The 21,013-nt window shown below is 61.6% G+C and carries 21 protein-coding genes; 13 read left to right on the forward strand and 8 right to left on the reverse strand.

Features of this window, described 5'->3' with window-relative positions:
• Nucleotides 1–15: 15 nt before the first annotated feature.
• Complete coding sequence (locus QOV41_RS15775; protein ID WP_284577754.1) at nt 16–2,178, reverse strand: TonB-dependent receptor domain-containing protein; 2,163 nt, start codon at nt 2,176–2,178, stop codon at nt 16–18.
• Nucleotides 2,179–2,368: 190 nt separating this feature from the next.
• Between QOV41_RS15775 and hemP the strand changes: the two genes are divergently transcribed.
• The 5 genes from hemP (at nt 2,369) to QOV41_RS15800 (ending at nt 6,405) form a co-directional block, all read left to right on the forward strand.
• A complete protein-coding gene (gene hemP / locus QOV41_RS15780) occupies nt 2,369–2,533 on the forward strand; it encodes a hemin uptake protein HemP (RefSeq protein ID WP_284577755.1) in 165 nt (54 codons plus the stop codon).
• Between the two features lie 68 nt (nt 2,534–2,601).
• Nucleotides 2,602–3,594, forward strand: coding sequence for a hemin-degrading factor (locus QOV41_RS15785; RefSeq protein ID WP_284577756.1), 993 nt, complete (start codon nt 2,602–2,604; stop codon nt 3,592–3,594).
• Nucleotides 3,595–3,600: 6 nt separating this feature from the next.
• Complete coding sequence (locus tag QOV41_RS15790) at nt 3,601–4,482, forward strand: heme/hemin ABC transporter substrate-binding protein (RefSeq protein WP_284577757.1); 882 nt, start codon at nt 3,601–3,603, stop codon at nt 4,480–4,482.
• A gap of 11 nt (nt 4,483–4,493) precedes the next feature.
• Entirely contained in the window at nt 4,494–5,591 is a 1,098-nt protein-coding gene (locus QOV41_RS15795; RefSeq protein WP_284577758.1) for a FecCD family ABC transporter permease, read from the forward strand.
• Nucleotides 5,592–5,595: 4 nt separating this feature from the next.
• Nucleotides 5,596–6,405: a heme ABC transporter ATP-binding protein gene (locus tag QOV41_RS15800; protein ID WP_284577759.1), complete on the forward strand. Its 810-nt coding sequence runs from the start codon at nt 5,596–5,598 to the stop codon at nt 6,403–6,405.
• Between the two features lie 21 nt (nt 6,406–6,426).
• Here the strand turns inward: QOV41_RS15800 and QOV41_RS15805 are convergent, their stop codons facing one another.
• The gene (locus tag QOV41_RS15805; RefSeq protein WP_284577760.1) at nt 6,427–7,314 is read right to left on the reverse strand and encodes a LysR family transcriptional regulator; all 888 of its coding nucleotides are present in this window, start codon (nt 7,312–7,314) and stop codon (nt 6,427–6,429) included.
• Nucleotides 7,315–7,405: 91 nt separating this feature from the next.
• On the opposite strand from QOV41_RS15805, the gene QOV41_RS15810 reads away from it, so the two are divergent.
• Nucleotides 7,406–8,029, forward strand: a complete 624-nt coding sequence (locus QOV41_RS15810) for a class I SAM-dependent methyltransferase (protein ID WP_284577761.1) — start codon at nt 7,406–7,408, stop codon at nt 8,027–8,029.
• A 3-nt stretch (nt 8,030–8,032) separates the two neighbouring features.
• On the opposite strand, the gene QOV41_RS15815 is transcribed toward QOV41_RS15810, so the two are convergent.
• From QOV41_RS15815 to ytfQ, 5 genes are all read right to left on the reverse strand, one after another.
• The gene (locus QOV41_RS15815; protein WP_284577762.1) at nt 8,033–8,782 is read right to left on the reverse strand and encodes a FadR/GntR family transcriptional regulator; all 750 of its coding nucleotides are present in this window, start codon (nt 8,780–8,782) and stop codon (nt 8,033–8,035) included.
• Between the two features lie 2 nt (nt 8,783–8,784).
• A complete protein-coding gene (gene yjfF, locus QOV41_RS15820; RefSeq protein WP_284577763.1) occupies nt 8,785–9,762 on the reverse strand; it encodes a galactofuranose ABC transporter, permease protein YjfF in 978 nt (325 codons plus the stop codon).
• Complete coding sequence (locus QOV41_RS15825) at nt 9,759–10,772, reverse strand: ABC transporter permease (RefSeq protein WP_284577764.1); 1,014 nt, start codon at nt 10,770–10,772, stop codon at nt 9,759–9,761. The genes yjfF and QOV41_RS15825 overlap by 4 nt, the downstream gene beginning before the upstream one ends.
• A complete protein-coding gene (locus QOV41_RS15830; RefSeq protein ID WP_415926724.1) occupies nt 10,769–12,301 on the reverse strand; it encodes a sugar ABC transporter ATP-binding protein in 1,533 nt (510 codons plus the stop codon). Before QOV41_RS15830 ends, QOV41_RS15825 begins: the two co-directional genes overlap by 4 nt.
• Before the next feature lie 71 nt (nt 12,302–12,372).
• Nucleotides 12,373–13,344 carry a galactofuranose ABC transporter, galactofuranose-binding protein YtfQ gene (ytfQ, locus tag QOV41_RS15835; RefSeq protein ID WP_284577766.1) on the reverse strand — a complete coding sequence of 324 codons (972 nt, stop codon included), beginning with the start codon at nt 13,342–13,344 and terminating at the stop codon, nt 12,373–12,375.
• A 385-nt stretch (nt 13,345–13,729) separates the two neighbouring features.
• Between ytfQ and QOV41_RS15840 the strand changes: the two genes are divergently transcribed.
• The 7 genes from QOV41_RS15840 to QOV41_RS15870 all read left to right on the forward strand — a co-directional run bounded on the left by QOV41_RS15840 (nt 13,730) and on the right by QOV41_RS15870 (nt 20,500).
• On the forward strand, nt 13,730–14,278 hold the full coding sequence (locus tag QOV41_RS15840; RefSeq protein WP_284577767.1) for an outer membrane protein: 549 nt from the start codon (nt 13,730–13,732) through the stop codon (nt 14,276–14,278).
• 214 nt (nt 14,279–14,492) lie between these two features.
• Nucleotides 14,493–14,666: a DUF1127 domain-containing protein gene (locus QOV41_RS15845; RefSeq protein WP_284577768.1), complete on the forward strand. Its 174-nt coding sequence runs from the start codon at nt 14,493–14,495 to the stop codon at nt 14,664–14,666.
• Complete coding sequence (locus QOV41_RS15850) at nt 14,663–14,926, forward strand: hypothetical protein (protein ID WP_284577769.1); 264 nt, start codon at nt 14,663–14,665, stop codon at nt 14,924–14,926. Before QOV41_RS15845 ends, QOV41_RS15850 begins: the two co-directional genes overlap by 4 nt.
• A gap of 409 nt (nt 14,927–15,335) precedes the next feature.
• Entirely contained in the window at nt 15,336–15,860 is a 525-nt protein-coding gene (locus tag QOV41_RS15855) for a putative pterin-binding protein (RefSeq protein WP_284577770.1), read from the forward strand.
• Entirely contained in the window at nt 15,857–17,227 is a 1,371-nt protein-coding gene (locus QOV41_RS15860; RefSeq protein ID WP_284577771.1) for a sensor histidine kinase, read from the forward strand. Before QOV41_RS15855 ends, QOV41_RS15860 begins: the two co-directional genes overlap by 4 nt.
• A 2-nt stretch (nt 17,228–17,229) precedes the next feature.
• A complete protein-coding gene (locus QOV41_RS15865; RefSeq protein WP_284577772.1) occupies nt 17,230–18,264 on the forward strand; it encodes a response regulator in 1,035 nt (344 codons plus the stop codon).
• A 61-nt stretch (nt 18,265–18,325) separates the two neighbouring features.
• A complete protein-coding gene (locus QOV41_RS15870) occupies nt 18,326–20,500 on the forward strand; it encodes an AI-2E family transporter (protein WP_284577773.1) in 2,175 nt (724 codons plus the stop codon).
• A 20-nt stretch (nt 20,501–20,520) separates the two neighbouring features.
• Here QOV41_RS15870 and QOV41_RS15875 read toward each other — a convergent pair whose 3' ends face one another.
• Complete coding sequence (locus QOV41_RS15875; protein ID WP_284577774.1) at nt 20,521–21,012, reverse strand: NUDIX hydrolase; 492 nt, start codon at nt 21,010–21,012, stop codon at nt 20,521–20,523.
• Between the last annotated feature and the right edge of the window lies 1 nt (nt 21,013).

A 21,013-nucleotide genomic window follows, 5' to 3' on the forward strand; every position in this document is an offset into this window, starting at 1 on the left:
ACCTGCCCCCCAAGGTCAGTAGTCGAACTGTTTGGCCAAGGTCAGCTTAAACGTCCGCCCTACCGAGCGGTTGGTCGAGAGGTTCTCGCGGTAGTCGGCGTTGAAGACATTGTCGATCGAGGCCTGCAACTCGGTGCCTGCCAAAGCGTCGTAGTCGGGCTTCCAAGAGGCGAAGAGATCGAGCGTCCCGTACCCTTCTGCGGTGCCGTCCGCCCCCATGCCACTCGCCGAACTCGCTACGATATAGCGGCCCTCATCAGCCAAAGTCACTCGCGCGCCATATTCGAGATGCCACTCCGGATTGCGGGCACCGAGTGTCACCACGATCTTGTTCTGCGGCACCGTCCTTAGTGGCGTGTCGGTGACGAGGTCGTTGCCGATGGTCAGGGTGTAGGCCAGATTGGCGAAGACGTAATCGGAACTATAGGCACCCTCGATCTCGAGGCCATAGAGCTCTGCTTCGGCGATGTTGCCGTAGTAGCTCGGCGGCGGCGCGCCGAAAGCGTTCTGCTCGTTAGAGGCGATCATGTCAGTGATGCGGCTATAAAAGGCCGTGGCTTTGAGGCTCGCGACATCACCTGAAAGAGCAAGATCATAGCCGGAGAGTGCTATGCCGCCTTCGATGCTGTTGGCCTGCTCCTTGCGGAGGTCAAGACTCCTGGTCTTGCCCGATGAACCGGCGGGATTCCGACCGCCTGGTCGGGTGGGCCCAGCCGAGGAATAGAGTTCATCGATGGTGGGCAGGCGTTCGGTATGGGCGACTGAACCGAAGATGCTGACCGCATCATTGAACTCGTAAAGCGCTGCGAGCTTAGGGGAAAAAGCGTAGCCGTCACGTTCGGCGATGCTCGAACTAGCCGGATCCACCCAGTGGCCGTCGCCCCGCAGGCCGGCAACAATGGTCAGTCGATCGTCCCAGATGAACTCATCCTGAACGAAAACTCCGAGCCTTTTCTCGGTTCCTTCGGGATGCGTTGGCACCACGGTGGCGCCACTCGGAAAGGTCACCAAGCGATCCTGGCTGCTCGCCTGGAATCCGGCGGTGAAATAGTTCTCAAAACCTTCGCCGATCCATTCCACCGTATTGTCGGCGGTCAGCTGATAGGTGCGGTATTGAAAATCCTGGTCCGCGAAGACCGATGGAGGAGCCGCGTTCGACAATGGTCCGTTCGGCGTGGCGCGGTGATTGCGCTGTTCGTTGATCGTGTCGGAAAAACTGAACGCCACATTGGTGTCGAACCAGGGATTGTCAGTGTCCGGATTGGACCATTCGATCACTGCGGTCCTGTCGACCACCTTGCGGTCGATAAAGCCGAAGGGATCCATTTGCGTCACGCCGGTCTGAGCGTAGCGGCTCTGGTCAGTCTCCGAGTTGAAGTGCTGATAGGAGGCGCGGAGCGTCTGTTCGTCGTTGTCGCCAAAATGCATGGTGCCCTTGACGAGCCCTGACAGGGTGCTGAACTCGGAACCGTCGAGCAGATTGCCATTGGCCTGAGTCACATTCTCTTGCCGGCGCCAATTGCCGGCGGCCAGCACTTCGAAGGTTTCGCTGATCTGCTGGGCCAGCACGGCCGAAGTCAGGGTCTGTAGCCCGTTGCTGGAAAAGCCGGCCTTGACCCGCACCGCGCCGTTGTACCCATCCTTGATGAAGTCCGAGGCGTCCTTGGTGGTAAAATTAATCACGCCACCAATCGCCCCGGCGCCGTAAAGTGTCGATGACCCCGGTCCGCGCAGCACTTCGACCTGCTTATAGAGCTCGGGGTCGGAGAAGAACGAACCCATGCGGTACTGCTCGAAGAACTTGGGCACTCCGTCGACATTGACGACGATCCGCGACCCGTCGGAAGAATTTTCGGTGGTGCCGATACCGCGAATGTTGAAGGCTTCGCCCAGCTGCCGATCGCTGCCCACGATAGTAACGCCTGGCACCGTCTCGAACAGTTCGCCCGTGGTGGTTGCCTGTGCCTGATCGATCTCGGCCTGGTTGATCACGGTTACCGCCTGAGGGGTATCGATGGCGACTTTAGGAGCCCTTCCGGCGCCGATCACCAGCCGCTCAAGCAGTGTCACATTCCCCGCATTTATGTTGCTCTGCGCCGCAGCCCCGTGCAGCGCAATAGCCCCCAGTGTGACGCCACCCAGCAATGCTGCAGCGCGCGATCTAACCAGCCCCATCATAGTCTCCAGTCCAATTGTTTCTACGTTGGCTGGCTGGCGTTTGGCTGGCTCGCTCGGGTGAGAAGTTAATATGACTCTTTCTATCACCTATTGCGCCTAGTAGATAAGCTGTCTAAGAGAGTCAAGTTTTCTTGAACAGCTGGAGAGCACCCGCGGGTGCCATCAAGCTGCTGAATAGACTGGACTATCGATGAACGCCGCCGAAGCAAACCGCCAGGAAGATTTCCACCGAGAGACTCGCGAGCTCGACACAAGGGAGCTTTTTGGCGCGACCGATGAACTGCTCATCGTCCACAAAGGCGTGCGCTATCGGCTGCGTATCACCCGCCAAGACAAGCTCATTCTTACCAAATAGGCTGCCCCGTGACCCACCGCTCCAAGACACCTGCCGAAATTCGGCACCTACGCTCGCTGCAACCGGAAATGCGCGAACGTGACTTTGCCCGCATTCACTCAATCTCAGAGGCCGAACTGGTCGCCGCGCAAGTGGGCAACACCGTGGTGCGCCTGAACCCCGACATCGAGATCCTGCTCAACGGACTTCGTGCCGCCGGCGAGATCATGGTGCTCACCCGCAATGAAAGCGCCGTCCACGAAAAAATCGGCACGGTGGAAAAGGTCGTTGTGGGTCCCAAGGCGTCGATGGTGCTTGGTGCCCAGATAGACCTGCGCATATTTCCCTCCCGCTGGGCCTTCGGCTTTGCCGTGGAGAAGACCGACAAGGAAGGCGCGCTCAAGCGTTCACTCCAGTTCTTCGATGCGCAAGGCAATGCCGTCTTCAAGGTGCATGCTCGGCCCGCCACCAATCTTGAGGAATGGAGTGTGCTGCTCGGCAATCTGCGCCATGCCGAGCAGGGCGACGCTATTGTCGTCCAGCCGACCGAACCGGCAGCGGCCCTTGGAGAACCTGCCGACCTCGATCAGTTGCGGGAGCACTGGGCTGGCCTCACTGACACGCACCAGTTCTTCCCCATGTTGCAAAAGCTCAACCTGCCGCGGCTGCAGGCACTCCAGATGGTGGGTACCGATTACGCCTGGCAGCTGGACCATGCTGCTGTGGCCGGGCTCTTTAATGCCGTCGCGGGCACCGACCTGCCGATCATGGCCTTTGTGGGCAATCGCGGTTGCATCCAGATTCACGCAGGCCCCATCACCAAGACGGCCCTGATGGGGCCGTGGCTCAACGTCATGGACGAGACCTTCCACCTTCACCTCAGGCTCGACCAAATCGCCTCGGCCTGGGCGGTGCGCAAGCCGACGAGCGACGGGCATGTGAGTTCGGTCGAGGTTTACGACAATGCGGGCGAACTCATCATCCAGTTCTTTGGCAAGCGGCAGGAGGGCACTGATGAGCGGCCCCAATGGCGCAGCGTTGTCGAAGCCTTGCCGGTCCTTTCCCAAACCAATGCGGCCTGAGTTGTCATGAACAAGCGCATCTTTATCCGCCTCGCCGCAACGGCCCTCTTGGTGCTCCATTGGAGCCCCAGCCTTGTTGCCGCGCAGGATTTGCATCCTTTCGCCGATACCTCCCGGCTAGTGTCCATCGGCGGCTCGCTCACCGAGATCATCTACGCCCTGGGCAAAGAGGATCGGCTGGTGGCGCGGGATCAAACCGCATCCTACCCGCCGGAGGTGAGAGAACTGCCCGACGTGGGCTATATGCGGCAGCTGGCGCCCGAAGGCGTACTCTCGGTCAGTCCGTCCGCCCTGCTGGTGCTGGAAGGCAGCGGCCCGCCCGAAGCCCTTGAGGTGCTTGCCTCTGCCGGGGTCGAGTATCAGTCGGTGCCGGAAAGCTACTCGGCCGAAGGCGTGCTCACCAAGATCCGGGCAGTGGGCCAGGCACTTGGCGTCGATGATGAGGCGGCAAGCTTTGCCGCCCAGGTTGAGCAGCAATTTGCTGACCTAGCGGCCCATACCGATACAATCGAGACTTCCTCTCGCGTTCTGTTCATCCTCTCTACCGAAGGCGGCAAGATCCAGGCGTCCGGCACTGGGACGGCGGCTGACGGCATCATCAAGCTCGCTGGAGCGGTCAACGCAATCACTGAATACTCCGGCTACAAGGCGCTTACGGAGGAGGCGATCCTTGCCGCAGCGCCTGACGCCATCGTGATGATGGATCGTGGTGGCGATCACGGCGCGTCCGACGCCGACCTCCTGGCCAATCCGGCCATCGCGCTGACCCCGGCCGGGCAGAACAAAGCCATTCACCGCATGGACGGCGCCTACCTGCTTGGCTTCGGCCCTCGTACGGCACAGGCGGCGGCCGAGCTTGCTGACCGGCTGGCGAGCCGGACGCACTAAGGAGTCCGTCGATGTCGCAAGCGCTTCCGCTGCCAGCCTTTGCCCTACCCAGCATCACGGCTGGGGACCGTAGCCGACTCGGCCGTGTCACGGTGGGTGTGCTCGCAGCGGTCCTCTTGGGGGCCATGATCCTCTCTATGACGACTGGCGCTTCCGGAGCCTCGGCTGCGGCTGTCATCAAGGCCTGGTTCGGCTTTGCGCCCGAAAACGAGGCGCAGGCGCTGCGCGACTATGCGGTCATCTACAACATCCGCCTGCCACGAATGCTCTTGGGTGTGCTGATCGGGGCAGCCTTGGCGGTTTCGGGTCTCTTGATGCAGGGCCTGTTCCGCAACCCCTTGGCAGACCCCGGCCTCGTGGGGGTCTCGGCCGGAGCGAGCCTTGGCGCGGTTGGCATCATCGTGCTGGGCACCACAATGCTGGCTCCGCTCACAGCCCTGCTTGGCATCTATACCCTCCAACTCGCCTCCTTTGTCGGTGGCCTGATCACCACCTTCATTCTCTATCGGGTGGCAACGCGCAGCGGGCAGACGGCGGTAGCCACCATGCTGTTGGCTGGCATCGCCATCGGCGCATTGGCGGGAGCCGTTACCGGCGTGCTCGTCTATGTCGCGACGGATGCGCAACTGCGCGACCTCACCTTTTGGGGGCTCGGCTCCCTCTCGGGAGCCAATTGGACCAAGATTGCCGCGTCCGGGCCGATAATCCTCCTGGCGCTCCTCGCATCGGCTTTCCTAGCCAAGGGCCTCAATGCGATGACGCTTGGCGAAGCGACGGCGGCGCATCTCGGGGTGCCGGTGCAGCGCTTCAAGCTCCTCACCATTGTTGCGGTTGCTGCGGCAACCGGCGCCGCGGTGGCCGTTAGCGGGGGCATTGGGTTTGTCGGCATTGTCGTGCCGCATCTGTTGCGCCTCATTATCGGTCCCGACCACCGCTACCTGCTGCCGGCCACTGCCTTGCTGGGCGCATCCTTCCTGCTTCTGGCGGACGCCATCTGCCGCACCATCGTGGCCCCGGCGGAGCTGCCCATCGGCATCATCACCGCTGCAATTGGAGGGCCGTTCTTCCTCTGGATCCTGCTGCACCGTCGCTCCGCTATCGCCTGGTAACGCCATGATCGAAGTCGAAGACCTTTCTGTCGCCATCGGTGGCCGCACCATCCTCCAAGGCATCTGCTTCAGCGCCGCGCCAGGCACCCTAACGGCAGTGGTCGGGCCGAACGGCTCTGGCAAATCCACGCTGATGAAGGCCATGTGCCGCGACTATGAGTATGGGGGCGCGGTGCGCCTCAATGACCGTGACCTTGCCGAACTGACGCCGGCGCAAGCTGCAGCGTTACGCGCCGTGCTCCCACAGGCCAGCACCCTGCCCTTTCCCTTTACCGTTCATGAAGTGGTTGCGATGGGGCTCACTGCGGGTCGCCCCGGGGTGCCACGAGAAATGCTCCGGCGCCTGCCGGCGGATGCCCTTGCAGCTGTCGATCTCGCCGGATTCAGCGGGCGCTTTTTTGGCGAGCTTTCCGGGGGTGAGCAGCAGCGCGTCCATCTCGCACGGGTGCTCTGCCAGGTCTGGGTGCCGGTGCTCGAAGGCGTACCGCGCTACCTGTTCCTCGACGAGCCGGTGTCGAGCCTCGACATCAAGCACCAGCTGATGATCATGGATGTGGCGCGGCGCTTCGCCGATGCCGGGGGCGGTGTGGTGGCCATTCTCCATGATCTCAACCTTGCCGCCATGTATGCCGACCAGATTTTGGCCATTCGAGAGGGACGACTGGCGGCAAAGGGATCACCGGGCGAGGTTTTAACCGATGATCTGCTGACCACGGTCTTTGATTGCCCGATGCGGGTCGGCGCCCTCCCCTCCGGGGGGCAGCCCTTCGTCCTCCCCCAATCTGCCGATCGGCAGTTGCTGGCCGCCGAGTAAGATCCCTTGCGACGGAGGCGACTAGCTGAAGGCTTCGGCCAGGACATCGTAGACGAGCCGGATCCGGCGGCTGGTATGAATTTCCCGGTGCGTCACCAACCAGACCTCCACGGGGAACGGCGCGATTTCGGGTAGCACCGGCTCCATGCCGGGCACGTCTACGACGAAGTCCTTGAAGATCAGCGCAATGCCCAGGCCGCGCTGCAGCAGTTCGAAGCCGACGACCGTGGAGTCAGCTATGCATCGGAAGTTGGCCGCCGCTACCGGTACATCACGCGCGTTGAGTTCGGCGACCATGCGATCGACGGCCGTGCTAAATCCGATAAAGTCGTGATCCGCGAGCTCGGCGGCTGTGCGCGGGCGGCCTCGCCGATCCAGGTATCTGGTAGAGGCAAACAGCTGCGCCGAGGTCGAGCGGCACTTGCGGGCCACGAGGTCTGGTTGATGCGGCCGGACATGGCGGATCGCAATATCAGCCTCTCGCCGCATGAGGTCGCTGATGGCGTTGGACGCGATGATCTCGACGGTGACACCCGGGGCTTCTTCGCGCAGGCGCTCCAACACCGGCGGCAGCAATCGGGCCGCGACCAGGTCGCTGGCACTGATCCGGACGAGCCCCGCGACCGATTGCGACTGCCCTGAGGCGACCAGCGAAACGCGGCTCGCCGCCTCACCCATTTCCCGCACATGAACGAGGAGGTCGCGACCAGCTTCGGTCAGGACCAGCGACCTGCCGACACGGTCGAACAGCGTAACCCCGAGATCCTGTTCAAGGGCCGAGACCTGGCGCCCCAGCGTGGGTTGCGTCTGACCCAGCGCCTTGGCGGCTGCCGAAAGCGAGCCGGCTTCCGCCGTCGCCAGAAAGCCGCGGACCTGGTTCCAATCGAATGAGACAGCCTGCCAATTCATGCATTTATGTATAATGAAGCGGCGCTTTTCAGCAATGTTATGCCCGCCCCCACCGATGTATTCTCCGCACCAGACTGCAACGGGGGATGAGATGACCACAGCAAGCCGGTTCTGGGACAAGATGGCGGTCCGCTATTCCAAGCAGCCGATTGCGGACGAGGACGCTTACCGCAAGAAGCTCGCCAAAACGCGCGAATATCTCAGCCCCACTTCCCAGGTCCTCGAAATTGGTTGCGGCACTGGCAGCACCGCCCTGCTTCACGCCCCTTTCGTTGCGCACATCCGCGCCACCGACTTTTCCGAACAAATGCTGGAGATCGCACGCGGCAAGGCGCAGGCGCAGGGCATCACCAATGTTACCTTCGAAAAAGACGACATCAGCGCGTTGCAAGCGGTTGACGCTCAATATGATGCGGTGCTTGCCATGAGCGTGCTCCATCTGCTCAGGGACAAGGATGCGGCGATCACCAAGGTCTACCGCATGCTCAAGCCAGGCGGGGTCTTTGTCTCGAGCACGGCGTGCCTGGGGGACCGCATGGCATTCTTCAAGGTGCTGGCTCCGATCGGCCGCGCCGTGGGCCTGCTGCCTGTGCTCAACGTCATGAGTCAGACAGAACTGGTGCACAGCCTGGAGGCGACTGGCTTCACCGTCGACCATTTTTGGCATCCCGGAGGGATTGCGGCCGTATTTATCATCGCCAAAAAGCCGGCGTGAGCCTCAGTTGCCGGTCCCCAGCACCGCGACCTTATCGAGCTGAAGGCAGGCTGCGAGGGCGGCAACACAGTCCGGCCCGCTGCCCTGCTCCATGGTCCGAACCAGTTCCTCCCGCCCCAGCAGGCTCCGGGACCGATAGGTCGATACATCGGCATTTTTTGCTTGCAGCGGCCGCGTCAATGCCAGCGCCAGCGTCAATTCGACAACGCCGGTGACCGAGCGCAGCAAGACGTTCTGCGAGCACTCGGCAATGGTGTGGTGGATTTCGAGGCAAGCCAGCCCGAACTGCTCCAGGTTTTCACCGGAGGCATCCATCTGGTGGTGCCAGTACTTTATAATGCGCACGTGCTCAGCGGTGCGATGGCGAACCGCCAGTTCGCCTGCCTGGAGTTCGAGCGCCTCCCGGACCTCGAACAGACTACGGTAGAAGTGCGGGTCGGGCTTGGCCTCGTAGTGCCAGAACAGCACCTGGGGATCGAAGAAGTTCCAGCGCGCCCGTGGAGAGACCCGCGTGCCCACCTTCGGTCGCGCCTCCACCAATCCCTTGGACTCTAAGGTTTTTAGCGCTTCGCGGAGCACGGTACGAGAGACGCCATAGGTCTCCATCATCGCCGCATCGCTCGGCAGCACGGAGCCGATGGCGAACTTGCCGGTGACGATCCCGTGCCCGATCTCATTGATAACAAAGGTATGAAAGTTGCGTGCAGCCGGCCGCCCGGACAGCGAGCGAATAAGGCTGCCTGCTTCGATCATTCCTATGCCTTTTCGGGAGCCTTATCACTCGCCGAGGAAGCCGCAAATATGAGTCGCTGCAGAACGATGAACAAGAAGAGCAGGATGCCGATGACGATCTTGGTCCACCAGCTCGATAGGGTACCGTCGAAGATGATGTAGGTCTGGACGAGCCCGAGCAGCATGACCCCGATAAAGGTACCGAGCACAAAGCCATAGCCCCCAGTCAGCAGCGTGCCGCCGATCACCACTGCGCTGATCGCGTCGAGCTCCACACCAACCGCGGCGAGCGGGTAGCCCGCCGAGGTATAGAGCGAGAAGACAATACCGGCGAGTGCGGCAAGGACGCTGGAGAGCAGGTAGATCTGGATGGTGGTCTTGGCCACCGGCACACCCATTAGTTCAGCCGAGGCGGTGTTGCCGCCCAGCGCGTAGACATAAGAGCCGAAACGGGTCCGGTGCGCCAGAAGAGCTCCCAGGATGAAGACCGCGATCATCAGAAGGCCGATGAAGCTTAGCCGCCCGCCGCCCGGGAGGCGGATAATGAGGTCGGAGATCCAGTCATAGAACTCATGATCAATGCCGACCGAATCCTGGGTGATGACCGAGGCGCCACCGCGCGCCAGGAACATGCCCGCCAAGGTGACAATAAAGGCAGGCACCTGCAGATAGTGGATGGCGAGCCCCATAGCGGCGCCAAAAATTGCCGCCACGCCCAGTGCCAAGGCGAAAGCCACCAAGGGGTGCAGGCCAGCCCAGGAAATGAGCACGGCCACCAGCACGCCGGTGAAGCCGATAACCGCTCCGACCGAAAGATCGATGCCCCCCGAAATAATGACGAAAGTCATGCCGACAGCAGCGATGCCAAGAAATGCGTTGTCCGTCAGGAAATTGCCGAGCACGCGGGTCGAGAACATGTTGGGGAACTGCAGAACGCTCAGGCCATAGGCGATGATGAAGATGACCGCAGTGGCCGCGAGGGGACGAAGGCTCCGGTTCATCGCTGCACCGCTTTTCTGGTGGTCGCCACGGGCTTGGGCCGGTTCGGCACGAGGCGGGTGGCAAAGGGAGACTGGACCAGCAGGATGAGGATGATCATGCCGGCCTTGACGATCAGGTTGAACTCGGGCCGGAAGCCCGAAACCAGAATGCCCGTATTCATCGCCTGAATGATCAGGGCGCCGACCACGGCCATGGGCACCGAGAACCGCCCGCCCAGTAGCGAGGTTCCGCCGATCACGACGGCCAGAATGGCGTCCAGTTCAAGCCAGAGACCGGCATTATTGGCGTCAGCGCCGCGAATGTCGCCGGCAACGATGATGCCGGCCACGGCGGCACAGAACCCGCTCAGCCCATAGACCAGGAACAGCAGCATGCGGCTGCGAATACCGGCGAGACTGGCCGCGGCGCGGTTGACGCCCACAGCCTCGATGAAGAGGCCGACGGCGGTTCGGCGGACGAACAAGGTCACCAGCACCATCAGCGCTATCGCAATCACTGCTGCCATGGGCAGGCCCAGGAAGGAACCCGTGCCGATGAAGACCAGCAGCGGATCGTTGAAGGTGACGATGGAACCTTCAGTGATGAGCTGGGCAATGCCCCGCCCCGCCACCATCAGCACCAGCGTGGCGACGATCGGCTGAATATCGAGCACGGCGACTAGGAAGCCATTCCAAAGCCCGCAAAGAACCCCAACGGACAGAGCGGCCAACACGGCTATGGGCGCGGGGTAGCCTGACACCACCAGGGTCGCGGCTACGGCTCCCGATACCGCCATCACTGCGCCAACCGACAGGTCGACGCCTTTGGTCGCGATGACGCCGGTCATGCCAATGGCAAGGATGGCAACGGGAGCGCCGCGATTGATGACGTCGATCACGCTGCCAAAAAACCGTCCGTCCTGCCAGGTGACTTGAAAGAAGTTAGGGAATAGCAGCCAGTTGATGAGCAGTACGCCCAGCAGTGCCAGAAACTGCGGGCTTGTGAAAAAGGAAAGCGCCCGGCGCATCATGCCACCGCCTCTTCGTGATGGTTGGCGATGGCCTGCACAATCACTCCTGGGTTGATGTTCTCGCCATGCAGTTCGGCTACGAGTTCGCGGTCGCGCATGACGACAATGCGAGAGCTGTAGGCGACCACTTCATCCAGTTCAGAAGAGATCACGACCAGCGCCAGTCCCTCGTCGCGCAGTCGGTTGATGGTGCGCACGATCTCGGCGTGAGCGCCCACATCGATACCGCGCGTAGGCTCATCGAGGATCAGGAAGGTCGGATCGGTTGCCAACCAGCGCGAGAGAATGACTTTTTGCTGATTGCCGCCTGATAGCAGCTTGACCGGCATGTCGAGCGAAGCCGCCCTGATATCGAGGGCCTCGCCGAATTTGCCGGCGATCTCCATCTGCTCGTCCCGGTTGAGGGCGCGGAACCAGCCTAGTTTACCCTGAAGGGCGATGATGATGTTCTCGCGAACCGAGAGGTCGCCCAGGATGCCCTCCGCCTTGCGATCTTCGGGGCAAAAGCCGAAGCCATGGGCGATGGCGTCAGTGGGGCTATTGATGCTCACCGTCTGGCCGGACACCTTCACCGTCCCGGAATCGGCAGTATCCGCGCCGAACATGATGCGCGCCATTTCAGTACGACCGGAGCCGAGCAGCCCCGCCACCCCGATGACCTCGCCCTTGTGAATGGTGAGATTGAACGGCCGCACACTCCGTTTGCGTCCATAATCGGTGAACTCAAGCAGCACTTCGCCTTCGGGGCGGTTCTGATCGAGATTGGTCGCGCCTGAAAAGGCGATGTCCTTGCCCAGCATCAGCCGAACCACGTCGCCACGGTTGAGACTGTCGAGTGACCGCGTTTCAATCAACCGGCCGTTGCGGAGCACGGTTACCCGGTCGGCAATAGCAAAAACCTGGTCGAGGAAATGGGTGATGAAGACAATGGCGAGGCCCGATTGCTTCAGCCCCGCGATCACCTCAAAAAGGCGTTCGACCTCGTTGCGATCAAGGCTGGCGGTTGGTTCATCCAGGATCAACACTTTGCCCGAGAGGGCTACCGCGCGCGCTATCGCAACGATCTGCTGCACGGCCACCGAGTGTGCCCCAAGTTCGCTGCCTGGATCAATGTCGAGATCATAGCGAGCAAGCATCTCGCGCGCCTCACGCTCCATGCGGCGCCGATCGACCAAGCCGAAACGGGTGGGTTGATGACCAAGAAAAAGGTTCTCCGCCACCGTACGGTTGGGCAGCAGATTGACCTCCTGATAAACGGTCCCGATGCCATAGGTCTGGGCGTGCTGGGGATTGTCGAGCGTCACCTGGACGCCATCGACATAGACGCCGCCGCCATCGGGCTGATAGGCGCCCGTCAGCACCTTGATGAGCGTCGACTTGCCCGCGCCATTCTCGCCCAGGAGAGCATGGACTTCACCGGGCCGGAGCCCGAAATCGACCTGATCGAGCGCAACATGGGCACCAAAGATCTTGGTCACGCCACGTGCCTCGAGTGCGAAACCGCTCTCGTCCACTCTCGCCTCCCCCATTCGCGCGGCCTTTTGCGGCTCTTCGCGACGTTCCCGCCGGCCGGAGCCGACGGGGTTGCACCAAATAGGTTTTAGTAGCCCAGATCCTTGCGGCGATCATATTCGCCCTGCGGATCGTCCTCAGCCGTATAGAGCTTGGACTCGGTGATGATGAACTTCTCAGGTTCGGTACCATCGGCCATGTACGCAGCAAGCGCGTCGAATGCGGGGCCAGCCATGTTCGGCGTCAGCTCGACCGTGGCGTTAGCTTCACCTGCGGCGATGGCCGAGAAGATGTCCGGAACCGCGTCGATCGAGACCACCTTGATGTCCTCGCCCGGCTGCAACCCAGCATCTTTGATCGCCTGGATGGCGCCAACGGCCATGTCATCGTTATGGGCATAGAGGGCGCAGATATCGGCTCCGCCGTTCTCGGCCTTAAGGAAGCCTTCCATCACTTCCTTGCCCTTGGCCCGGGTGAAATCACCCGTCTGGCTGCGCACGATGGTAATGTTGTCGTGGCCAGCGATGGCTTCTTCGAAGCCCGCCTTGCGGTTGATAGCCGGAGTCGAACCGACTGTACCCTGGAGTTCGACGACGCGGCACTCGTCGTCACCGACGTTATCGACTAGCCATTCGCCCGCCACTCGACCTTCCTCGACTTGGTCAGAAGCCACCGAGGTGAGGTAGAGGTCTTCCGGTGCATCGACGCCGCGATCAAGCAGCACCACCGGAATTTCGGCTTCCTGCGCCTCGGTCAAAACGTCTTCCCAGCCGGTGGCGACCACCGGAGCCACGAGGATGCCGTCGACGCCTTGGGCGATGAAGCCGCGGATGGCCTTGATCTGGTTTTCTTGTTTCTGCTGGGCGTCGGCGAACCGCAGATCGACGCCGCGCGCCTCCGCCTCCTGGCGGGTCACTGCCGTTTCGGCAGCGCGCCAGCCGGACTCCGAGCCGATCTGCGAAAAGCCGATGACCTTGCCCTCGAGCGACTGCGCGAAGACTGCGGAAGACAAGGCGGTAGCGAGGCCCGCCGCGACGGCGAGCGTTTTAACGATGTTCATGATGTTCCTCCCGTTAGCCGGTGCGACGTGTTCATCTGCACCGATAAGCAGACGCTAGCAAAAGTACTATTATATGTAAAGCGCATGAATGGGCAGGCGCCCACTCTCCGAACTTCCTCGTACTCCTGCGGCTGCCTGGACGCAGCCCGCAGTTGCAAAAGCGATTCGGCTGCGTTAATCTGTTGTTAACGGGCTCTTCAGCACAGCCCCGTTATGGCCCGGTCGGACTGCACTCCCAGCCGGGCCATGATCTTGTCCGGCTTCAAAAACAGTGTCCATGATGCAACACCAACGCGTTCAACAGCGCAGCGGGACGCCAGCGGCATTGTGGAAGGGCGTTTCCGGGCGTAGCTTAGGCCTACGCAAATCAATGCAGAGGTCTTTCATGTTCATTCGTTCACTGCTGCTCGGCGCTTCGTTCGCCGTTGTTGGTTCCGTTGCCGCTCAGGCCGCTGACCTGATCATCCCGACCACCCCAATGCCGATCTATGAAGAAGCCGGCTTCAGCTGGGATGGCATGTATGCCGGTATCCGCGCTGGCGGTATCTTCAACGACGGTGACGACACTGATGGCGTCATCGGCGGCGTTGTCGGCGTGAACTTCATGGCTGTCGACGCCTTCGTGGTCGGCGCTGAAGTTTCGGGCGACTACGTCTGGACCGACGGCGAGGAAGATTACGGTCAGTTCCTGGCCAGCCTGCGTGCCGGTGCCGTTGTTACGGACGCAGCCCTGATCTACGCAATCGGTGGTGTTGGCGTTAACGTCGCTGACGGCGATAGCGATGCTATCTACCAGCTTGGTGGTGGCGTTGAGTTCCTCGTCACCGAGAACGTCTCGGTTCGCGGTGAAGTTGTTGGTCTCGGCACCTTTGACGATGGCGATGACTTCTTCGAAGGCACCAAGGCCACCGTCGGCGTTTCCTACCACTTCTAAGATCCTGCTGGCTTAGCCAGCACTCAGATCGGAACGGCGGCCAACTTGTTGGCCGCCGTTTTTGTTTGCGCTGGACCCTCAGCTCACCGGCCATACGAAACCTGTCGAAACCAATACGAAACTGAACGAAATCTTGTTTGCTCCCCCCTAAACAGGTGGGGCCACCCCGCTCGGCAGTAGTTAAACCGCCGGCTCCAAACAAATGGAGACCGAAATGTTTAGAGCTTTTGACCATTGGCGCGAGCGACAGCGAAACCGCGCCACCTACCACCAGCTATCCCGCTTGAGCGACACACTGCTTTCCGATGTGGGGCTGACCCGTAGTGAACTCGAGGATCTGCGGCTCGGGCGCGGACCTGCGGGTCACCGCGAGGTGTTAGGCTCATGAGCGCTTCCGCCAATATGAGTCGGAGCCCCCTGCCGCCGCACGCCCAGCCCGATCCACTCCTCCTTTGGACAATCGACAAGCTGGAACAGTCCCTGGTGGTGCTGCGAACCAGCCGCGAGGAAGATGTACTCCTGCGCACCAAGATCGAGGAAGCCATCGAGATTGGCTATGAAGTGGCCTACTCCCGAGCTGCCGCGAGCCGCCCTGCGGGCAAGATCTTCCAGTTCGCGCCACAGGCTGCGCGCGCGGGCGGGTCGTGAACAGGCACTAGGCACATCAGTTATGTACTTCATCCTTACCCGCCGCGGCAAACGCCGCCTGGCGAACGCCTGCACCGGAACCCTGCTTGCGGTGTCGGGCGTCGTCCTCCTCCTCCCCAAGGAGATAGGGCCCCCGGCGATCATGTCCGCAATATTTCCTGTTGACCTGCAAATGTCGGCCGGATTTGACACCTCCGCCGCCCGGTAGCCCGGGCGGCGCCTCTTCAAGCCTCTCCCTACGTATATGTAGGCGCCCGAAGAGCGACAAATTCTAGTGCAGTCTTGCCTGCGCTATACTATTCTCCCGCACCTGTAACCTTGAGACCTTGGCATTGCCCAAGACGAGCTCGGATCGAGGTGTGTTGTGTTGCCCAAGCAAGTCTTACGGTTGCCTCCTGCTGACGCTGACATGTGGTGGAGAAGCTCACGGCAACTGGTGCTGAGTTTAGCGGCTGTCCTGCTGAGCTTGCTCGCTGTTCCCGCTCTCGCTTTGGAGGTCCTGCCAAGGCCCGAAGGCAAGGTGATCCTCACCATCAGTGGGAATATCGCCATCACGAACTCGCCGCGCGGCGCCGAGTTCGACCGGCAGATGCTGCAATCGCTGGGACTGAGCACGATCAGCACCACCACGACCTGGACCGATGGTGTTCAGCTTTTCGAGGGCGTCCTCGTTCGCAAGGTGCTGGAGCGCGTCGGAGCCAAGGGCACTCAAGCGGTGGCTACGGCCCTCAACGATTTCGTTGCCCCTGTTCCCCTCGAGGAGGTGCAACAATACGACGTGCTGCTCGCCATGAACATGAATGGCAAGGAAATGCAGGTCAGCGATTGGGGGCCCCTCTGGATCGTCTACCCGCGCGATAACCATCCCGAACTGCAGGATGCCCGTTTCAATGAGCGTTGGGTCTGGCAGTTGCGGGAGTTGCGCATCGAATGAGCCGGCGACGCTGGATGCCGACCCGGTTTCTAGTTGCCTCCGTAGCCATGGCGATTCTCTTTGCGCTTCTGGTTGCCGCATCGGTGCGCCTGGTCGCTAGCGAAAACGAGTTGGGCGGCGATGTTGCCGAGGACATGGTTTGGCTCTCCAGCCAGGCACAGTACGAGGCAGTGCGCTTCGCGGAAGCTGCCGCGCATCATGCTGCTGGCGGGCTCCCCCTCGATGAAGTGCAACTCCGTCTTGATGTCCTGGCGAGCCGTCTTTCCGTGCTGGAGCAGGGAGAGCCACGTCGCCAGATAGGCGCCCTCGGTTTCAGCGAGGACCTAGCGGGGCACCGCGCCATTCTCGCGGACGCAGCAGAGCGGATCGCCTTGATCGCTGATGACGCCCGCCAGCTGGAGTGGATCCGCGAGAACATCCTCGCCCTGGCGCAAACGCTGCGCGGCACCGCCAACGCGGCTCTCCTCGCCGAACGACAACAGGACGTGGTGCTGCGCGACCAACGCAAGCGCATGCTGCTCGAGATTCTCGGCGCGCTCGCTGCGACTATGCTGACGGGTTTGCTTCTGGCAGTGATCCTGGTGCGGGATCAACGCAACATTGCCAACGCCGAAGCCGCGCTCGAGCGCGAGCGTCAGGTCTCCAAGCTGCACCGGTCCTTCATCTCGGTGGTTTCCCATCAATTTCGCACCCCCATTGCCATTGTGGATGCAAGCGCCCAGCGCATGATCCGCCGGGGCGCTTCGATGAGTGTCGAAGAAATTTCGGTACGTGCACAAAAGATGCGGGACGCATGCCTGCGGCTGACGCGGCTCATGGAAAGCACCCTGGATGCCGCTCGCCTGGAAGAGGGTGAGATCCGGTTCAATCCGCTGCCCTGCGACGTGGGACAATTATTGCACCGGGTCTGCGATACGCGGCCTGACTTCGAACAGGGCCGGATCGAGCTAAGGATTGCCGATCTGCCGAGCTCGGCTCTGGTCGACGAAACACTGCTCGAGCAGGCGGTGCAAAACTTGGTCTCGAACGCCCTCAAATACTCACCACAGGACACCAGCATCACCGTCGAGGGAGGCAAGGCCCGAGAAGAATTGTTCATCCGGGTGCGCGACCGAGGTGTCGGCATTCCAGCGGATGAGTTGGGATCATTGTTCCAGCGGTTTTTCCGAGCCCGTACGGCAGCCAACGTGGCGGGTACTGGTATTGGCTTGAGCTTTGCCGCCCACATTCTCAAACTGCATGGTGGGACCGTGGAGGTGGAAAGTGAAGAGGGTCGCGGCTCGACCTTCACGCTGCGCCTCCCCTATCGCCCGGCGGAAGCTCCCAGTTCGCCATCCGATGTGGCCGTTTCCGAATTGGCGCTCTGATCATGCCGACCACCATTCTCTGCGTGGAAGACGAAGCCGATTTGCGAGCCGACCTCGCGGAGGAATTGCTGGCCGCCGGCTATGATGTCGTTGAAGCCAGCAACGGAGAAGAAGCCCTGGACTATCTTGGCCATAGCCGGCCAGACCTGGTCCTGTGCGATATCACTATGCCGAAAATGTCAGGGCTCGAGCTCCTGGCGCGGGTTCGGGAGCAGCCGGCATTTGCCGACCTGCCGTTCATCTTCCTCACGGCGCTGGCGGGACGCCGTGACGTTATCGCAGGCAAGGCCGCCGGCGTCGACGACTACCTCACCAAGCCCATCGATTTCGACCTGATGCTGATTACAATCGCAGCCAGGCTGGAGCAGGTTGCGCGCATCAAGGGGATCACTCCTCCAGTTGCTCCGGTTGAACCGATCAGCATTGGCTCGGCCCTGCTCGGCGCCAACGAAGCGTTGAACCGAATGGCGGTCGGCATTTTCCTGTTGGACGCCGAGCGCAAGGTGGTCTTTCGCAACCGGCGGGCAGAGGACTTGCTCGGGGAGGCCGACGGCATCACCCTGTCGCGCGACGGTCTGCTGCGGGGCGAAAAGCCTCAGCAGACTAACGCCCTCCGCGAGATGATCGATCTAGCCTTGTCGCGGGCTGCAGCCGGATCGCGCCAGCCGACCCAAGCTCTGGCCCTGTCGCGCAATTCAGGTCGCCGCTCGCTATTTGCAATTGCCTGCCCCGTGGCGCGTGAGCCTGTGGCTACGGGCGAGCCCGTCGTGGCCGTCTTCGTTTCCGACCCCGAACGCCGGCTCAGCCAGGCTGCTGAGGCTGTGGCACAGCTCTATGGCCTTACCCCGGCGGAAACCCGACTCGCGATGGCGCTCTCGAAGGGTCTGCGCCTCGACGAGATTGCGGACGAGTTCGGTATTTCCCGCAACACAGTCAACTACACGATGAAGAACCTCTTCCGCAAAACCGATACAGACCGACAGGCAGATCTAATCAGTCTCTTCATCTCCAGCCCACTGATCCTCGAGAGCGACTAGCTGCTTGGCTGGAACGAAAGGGCGAGCTTCTACTTAACAAGGCTTCAGCGGGAACCAAGTCTTGCCTCAGATCCACCCAACTTTCCGCAGCCGCCAGCGCCGCCCTGCCTTCGAGGCGGTCGCGACTTTCGCCATTATCGCAGCCCTGCTCTATCTTGGTGCCGGCATCATCGTCCCGGTGGTTCTGGCAACCCTGCTAGCCTTCGCGCTGACGCCGCTCGTCACTTGGCTCAACCGGCGGCTCCACCTCCCCGACCCCATGGCCGTGATCCTGGCAGTTCTGCTTGCCGCCAGTGTTTTGGGGGGGTTTGTCTTCCTGGCCGGTATTCAGGTGGCACGGCTGGCGCAGGAACTGCCCGCGTATCAACAGACCATCTCGGCCAAGATCGAGGGCTTGCAGGAGAGCCTGGGCGGCAGCGTGCTGCTCGACCGGATCAACAACACGATCGGCGACCTCAGCCAGCAACTCTCGGGGCCTGAGGAGGGTGAGGCGCTTCCGCGTGGCGAGCCCGTGCCCGTTACCATCTCCAACGAAATTGGCCCGATGGGCATTCTCACCTCCGTGCTGGGCTCGATTATTGGCCCGGTAGCCACGGTTGCCATCGTGACTGTGTTCCTGATTTTCCTGCTGATGGGGCGCGCCGATCTGCAGGAACGCTTCATTCGCCTAGTCGGCGGCGGGGGCTATTCCAAGACCAATATGGCAATTGCCGATGCCAGCAAGCGCGTCGGTCGTTATCTCCTGATCCAACTCAGTATTAACGTCACCTACGGCTTCATCTTCGGGGTCGGCCTATGGTTGATCGGGGTACCCAGTGCCGTGCTTTGGGGCCTGCTCATCATTCTCTTCCGCTACATCCCCTTCGTCGGCGCCCTGATCATCGCTGTCGTGCCGTTCATGCTCGCCTTCGCGGTCGACCCCGGCTGGAACATGCTCCTGATGTCGGTTGGCCTCTTCCTGGTGCTGGACCTCACCACGGCCAACGCGGTGGAGCCACGGCTTTACGGCTCTAGCACCGGCGTTTCGGCCATTGCTATTCTTCTCTCCGCCATGTTTTGGGCGACACTTTGGGGACCGATCGGGCTGATCCTGGCTACGCCGATGACGGTGTGCCTCGTGGTTATTGGCCGGCACTTGCCGCAGTTCCAGTTCCTCGAAACCTTGCTGGGCAGCGAGCCTGTGCTTTCTCCCCCCGAGCGCCTCTACCAGCGCATGCTCAAAGGAGATGCCGAGGACGCTATCGACATGACGGACGAGTATGTGGAGGAGCATGGCGCCGGGCAGTATCTGCGCGAGGTCATGTTGCCAGCGCTCCACCTGGCGAACCGGGAACTATCGGATCGCCCGGAGGCGCTGCATCAGCGGCGGCAATTGGTTCAATCGTTCGAGGCAGTGCTCGAAGAGATCGCCGAGGCAGATCACACCGAGCACAGCAATGTGCTGTTGGTCGGTGGGCGGAGCGAGATCGACGAGTGTGCAGCGCGGCTGCTGGCAATCACGTTGGATGATGCAGGCGTCGGCAGCACTGTCCTTCCACCCGTGGCCGTCCGCCAGGAGGCTATTGGAAGGCTGGATCTCGACGGCGTCGACCTGGTGACGCTGGTCTTTCTCGGCGCCGTCAACCGCGCCCAGACCCGCTACGTCTCCCGACGCATTCATCGCATGGCACCCCGGGTGAAGGTTGTCGTCTGTGCACTCAGCGACGAACAACGCGGTGAAACCATCGAGACCCTGCATATCGACGCCATCTACCGGTCCATGGGAGATGCCGTTGAGGGGATCGCTGATAGCGCCAACTGGCTCGATAAGCCGCCGCGCGGGGAACCGGGCAAGACACGCCCATTTGCAGGTGCCGGTCGCGGCGACGATGCACTGGGCCGCGCCGTTCAGCAGGTCGCCGATAGCTTTGCCGTACCTGTCGCCACGATCAATCTGATCGAAGATGAGCGGCACATGGAAGAGGAAGACGCGTTCCGCCTGACGCGCCTAGTGGTAGATACCGGAGAACCGTTGGTCATTCATTCGGAAACGCCAAACCCCCTGGTGGGGGACAACGCCTATCTCCAGACCAACGGCGTTGATCTTTATGCCGGAGCGCCCCTGACCCTTGCAGATGGGCGTTGCGTGGGTGCCTTGGTGCTTCTGGACTACGAACCGCGCGCCTTCAGCGAGGACGATGTTGCGCGCCTCAAAGAAGCTGCCGAGGATCTGGTGCGCCGCTTCGCCGGGATCTGATTCCACCGTTTAGCGCTGTCTCATGATCGCGGCTTGTTCGCCTCGGCCTGCGGCAGCGGCGACAGCCTGACTTTGCCGTGCTCGAGCCAATCCAACAGATCGTTTAGCGTATTGTAGAAGTAGGGCACTGCGGGTCGCTGCTGCACTTCGCGCACAGGCATCCACGCGCAGGCGCGCACCTCGTCAGGCGCGAGGTGCAGTAGGGGGACCTCCTCCAGTAGCAAGGCAAAGGCCACATATTCGAATGCTGTGCTGCCTTTCCCAACAAGGTAGCTGGCGATCTCGCTGAGGGCGCCGGGCGCGGTTTTGAGCCCGATTTCTTCCCCGAGCTCTCGCACGATGCACTGCCGTGGCGTTTCGCCGTCTTCGATCTTGCCGGTGGGGATGCCCCAATGAAGACCCAGCGGCTTGTGGGCCTGTCGCTGCGTGAGCAGCACGTGACCCCTCACCAGGCAAAAACAGCCTGCAGCTCGGAAAGCCACAGGTTTATCTGACGTCTTGTGCCGGATCATG

The sequence above is a fragment of the Devosia sp. RR2S18 genome, from assembly GCF_030177755.1.
Lineage (GTDB): Bacteria > Pseudomonadota > Alphaproteobacteria > Rhizobiales > Devosiaceae > Devosia > Devosia rhizosphaerae.

Coding starts and splice junctions, on each gene's coding strand:
- QOV41_RS15775 (WP_284577754.1), bottom strand. CDS start 2,178: ATGATGGGGCTGGTTAGATCGCGCGCTGCAGCATTGCTGGGTGGCGTC.
- hemP (WP_284577755.1), top strand. CDS start 2,369: ATGAACGCCGCCGAAGCAAACCGCCAGGAAGATTTCCACCGAGAGACT.
- QOV41_RS15785 (WP_284577756.1), top strand. CDS start 2,602: ATGCGCGAACGTGACTTTGCCCGCATTCACTCAATCTCAGAGGCCGAA.
- QOV41_RS15790 (WP_284577757.1), top strand. CDS start 3,601: ATGAACAAGCGCATCTTTATCCGCCTCGCCGCAACGGCCCTCTTGGTG.
- QOV41_RS15795 (WP_284577758.1), top strand. CDS start 4,494: ATGTCGCAAGCGCTTCCGCTGCCAGCCTTTGCCCTACCCAGCATCACG.
- QOV41_RS15800 (WP_284577759.1), top strand. CDS start 5,596: ATGATCGAAGTCGAAGACCTTTCTGTCGCCATCGGTGGCCGCACCATC.
- QOV41_RS15805 (WP_284577760.1), bottom strand. CDS start 7,314: ATGAATTGGCAGGCTGTCTCATTCGATTGGAACCAGGTCCGCGGCTTT.
- QOV41_RS15810 (WP_284577761.1), top strand. CDS start 7,406: ATGACCACAGCAAGCCGGTTCTGGGACAAGATGGCGGTCCGCTATTCC.
- QOV41_RS15815 (WP_284577762.1), bottom strand. CDS start 8,782: ATGATCGAAGCAGGCAGCCTTATTCGCTCGCTGTCCGGGCGGCCGGCT.
- yjfF (WP_284577763.1), bottom strand. CDS start 9,762: ATGAACCGGAGCCTTCGTCCCCTCGCGGCCACTGCGGTCATCTTCATC.
- QOV41_RS15825 (WP_284577764.1), bottom strand. CDS start 10,772: ATGATGCGCCGGGCGCTTTCCTTTTTCACAAGCCCGCAGTTTCTGGCA.
- QOV41_RS15830 (WP_415926724.1), bottom strand. CDS start 12,301: ATGGGGGAGGCGAGAGTGGACGAGAGCGGTTTCGCACTCGAGGCACGT.
- ytfQ (WP_284577766.1), bottom strand. CDS start 13,344: ATGAACATCGTTAAAACGCTCGCCGTCGCGGCGGGCCTCGCTACCGCC.
- QOV41_RS15840 (WP_284577767.1), top strand. CDS start 13,730: ATGTTCATTCGTTCACTGCTGCTCGGCGCTTCGTTCGCCGTTGTTGGT.
- QOV41_RS15845 (WP_284577768.1), top strand. CDS start 14,493: ATGTTTAGAGCTTTTGACCATTGGCGCGAGCGACAGCGAAACCGCGCC.
- QOV41_RS15850 (WP_284577769.1), top strand. CDS start 14,663: ATGAGCGCTTCCGCCAATATGAGTCGGAGCCCCCTGCCGCCGCACGCC.
- QOV41_RS15855 (WP_284577770.1), top strand. CDS start 15,336: ATGTGGTGGAGAAGCTCACGGCAACTGGTGCTGAGTTTAGCGGCTGTC.
- QOV41_RS15860 (WP_284577771.1), top strand. CDS start 15,857: ATGAGCCGGCGACGCTGGATGCCGACCCGGTTTCTAGTTGCCTCCGTA.
- QOV41_RS15865 (WP_284577772.1), top strand. CDS start 17,230: ATGCCGACCACCATTCTCTGCGTGGAAGACGAAGCCGATTTGCGAGCC.
- QOV41_RS15875 (WP_284577774.1), bottom strand. CDS start 21,012: ATGATCCGGCACAAGACGTCAGATAAACCTGTGGCTTTCCGAGCTGCA.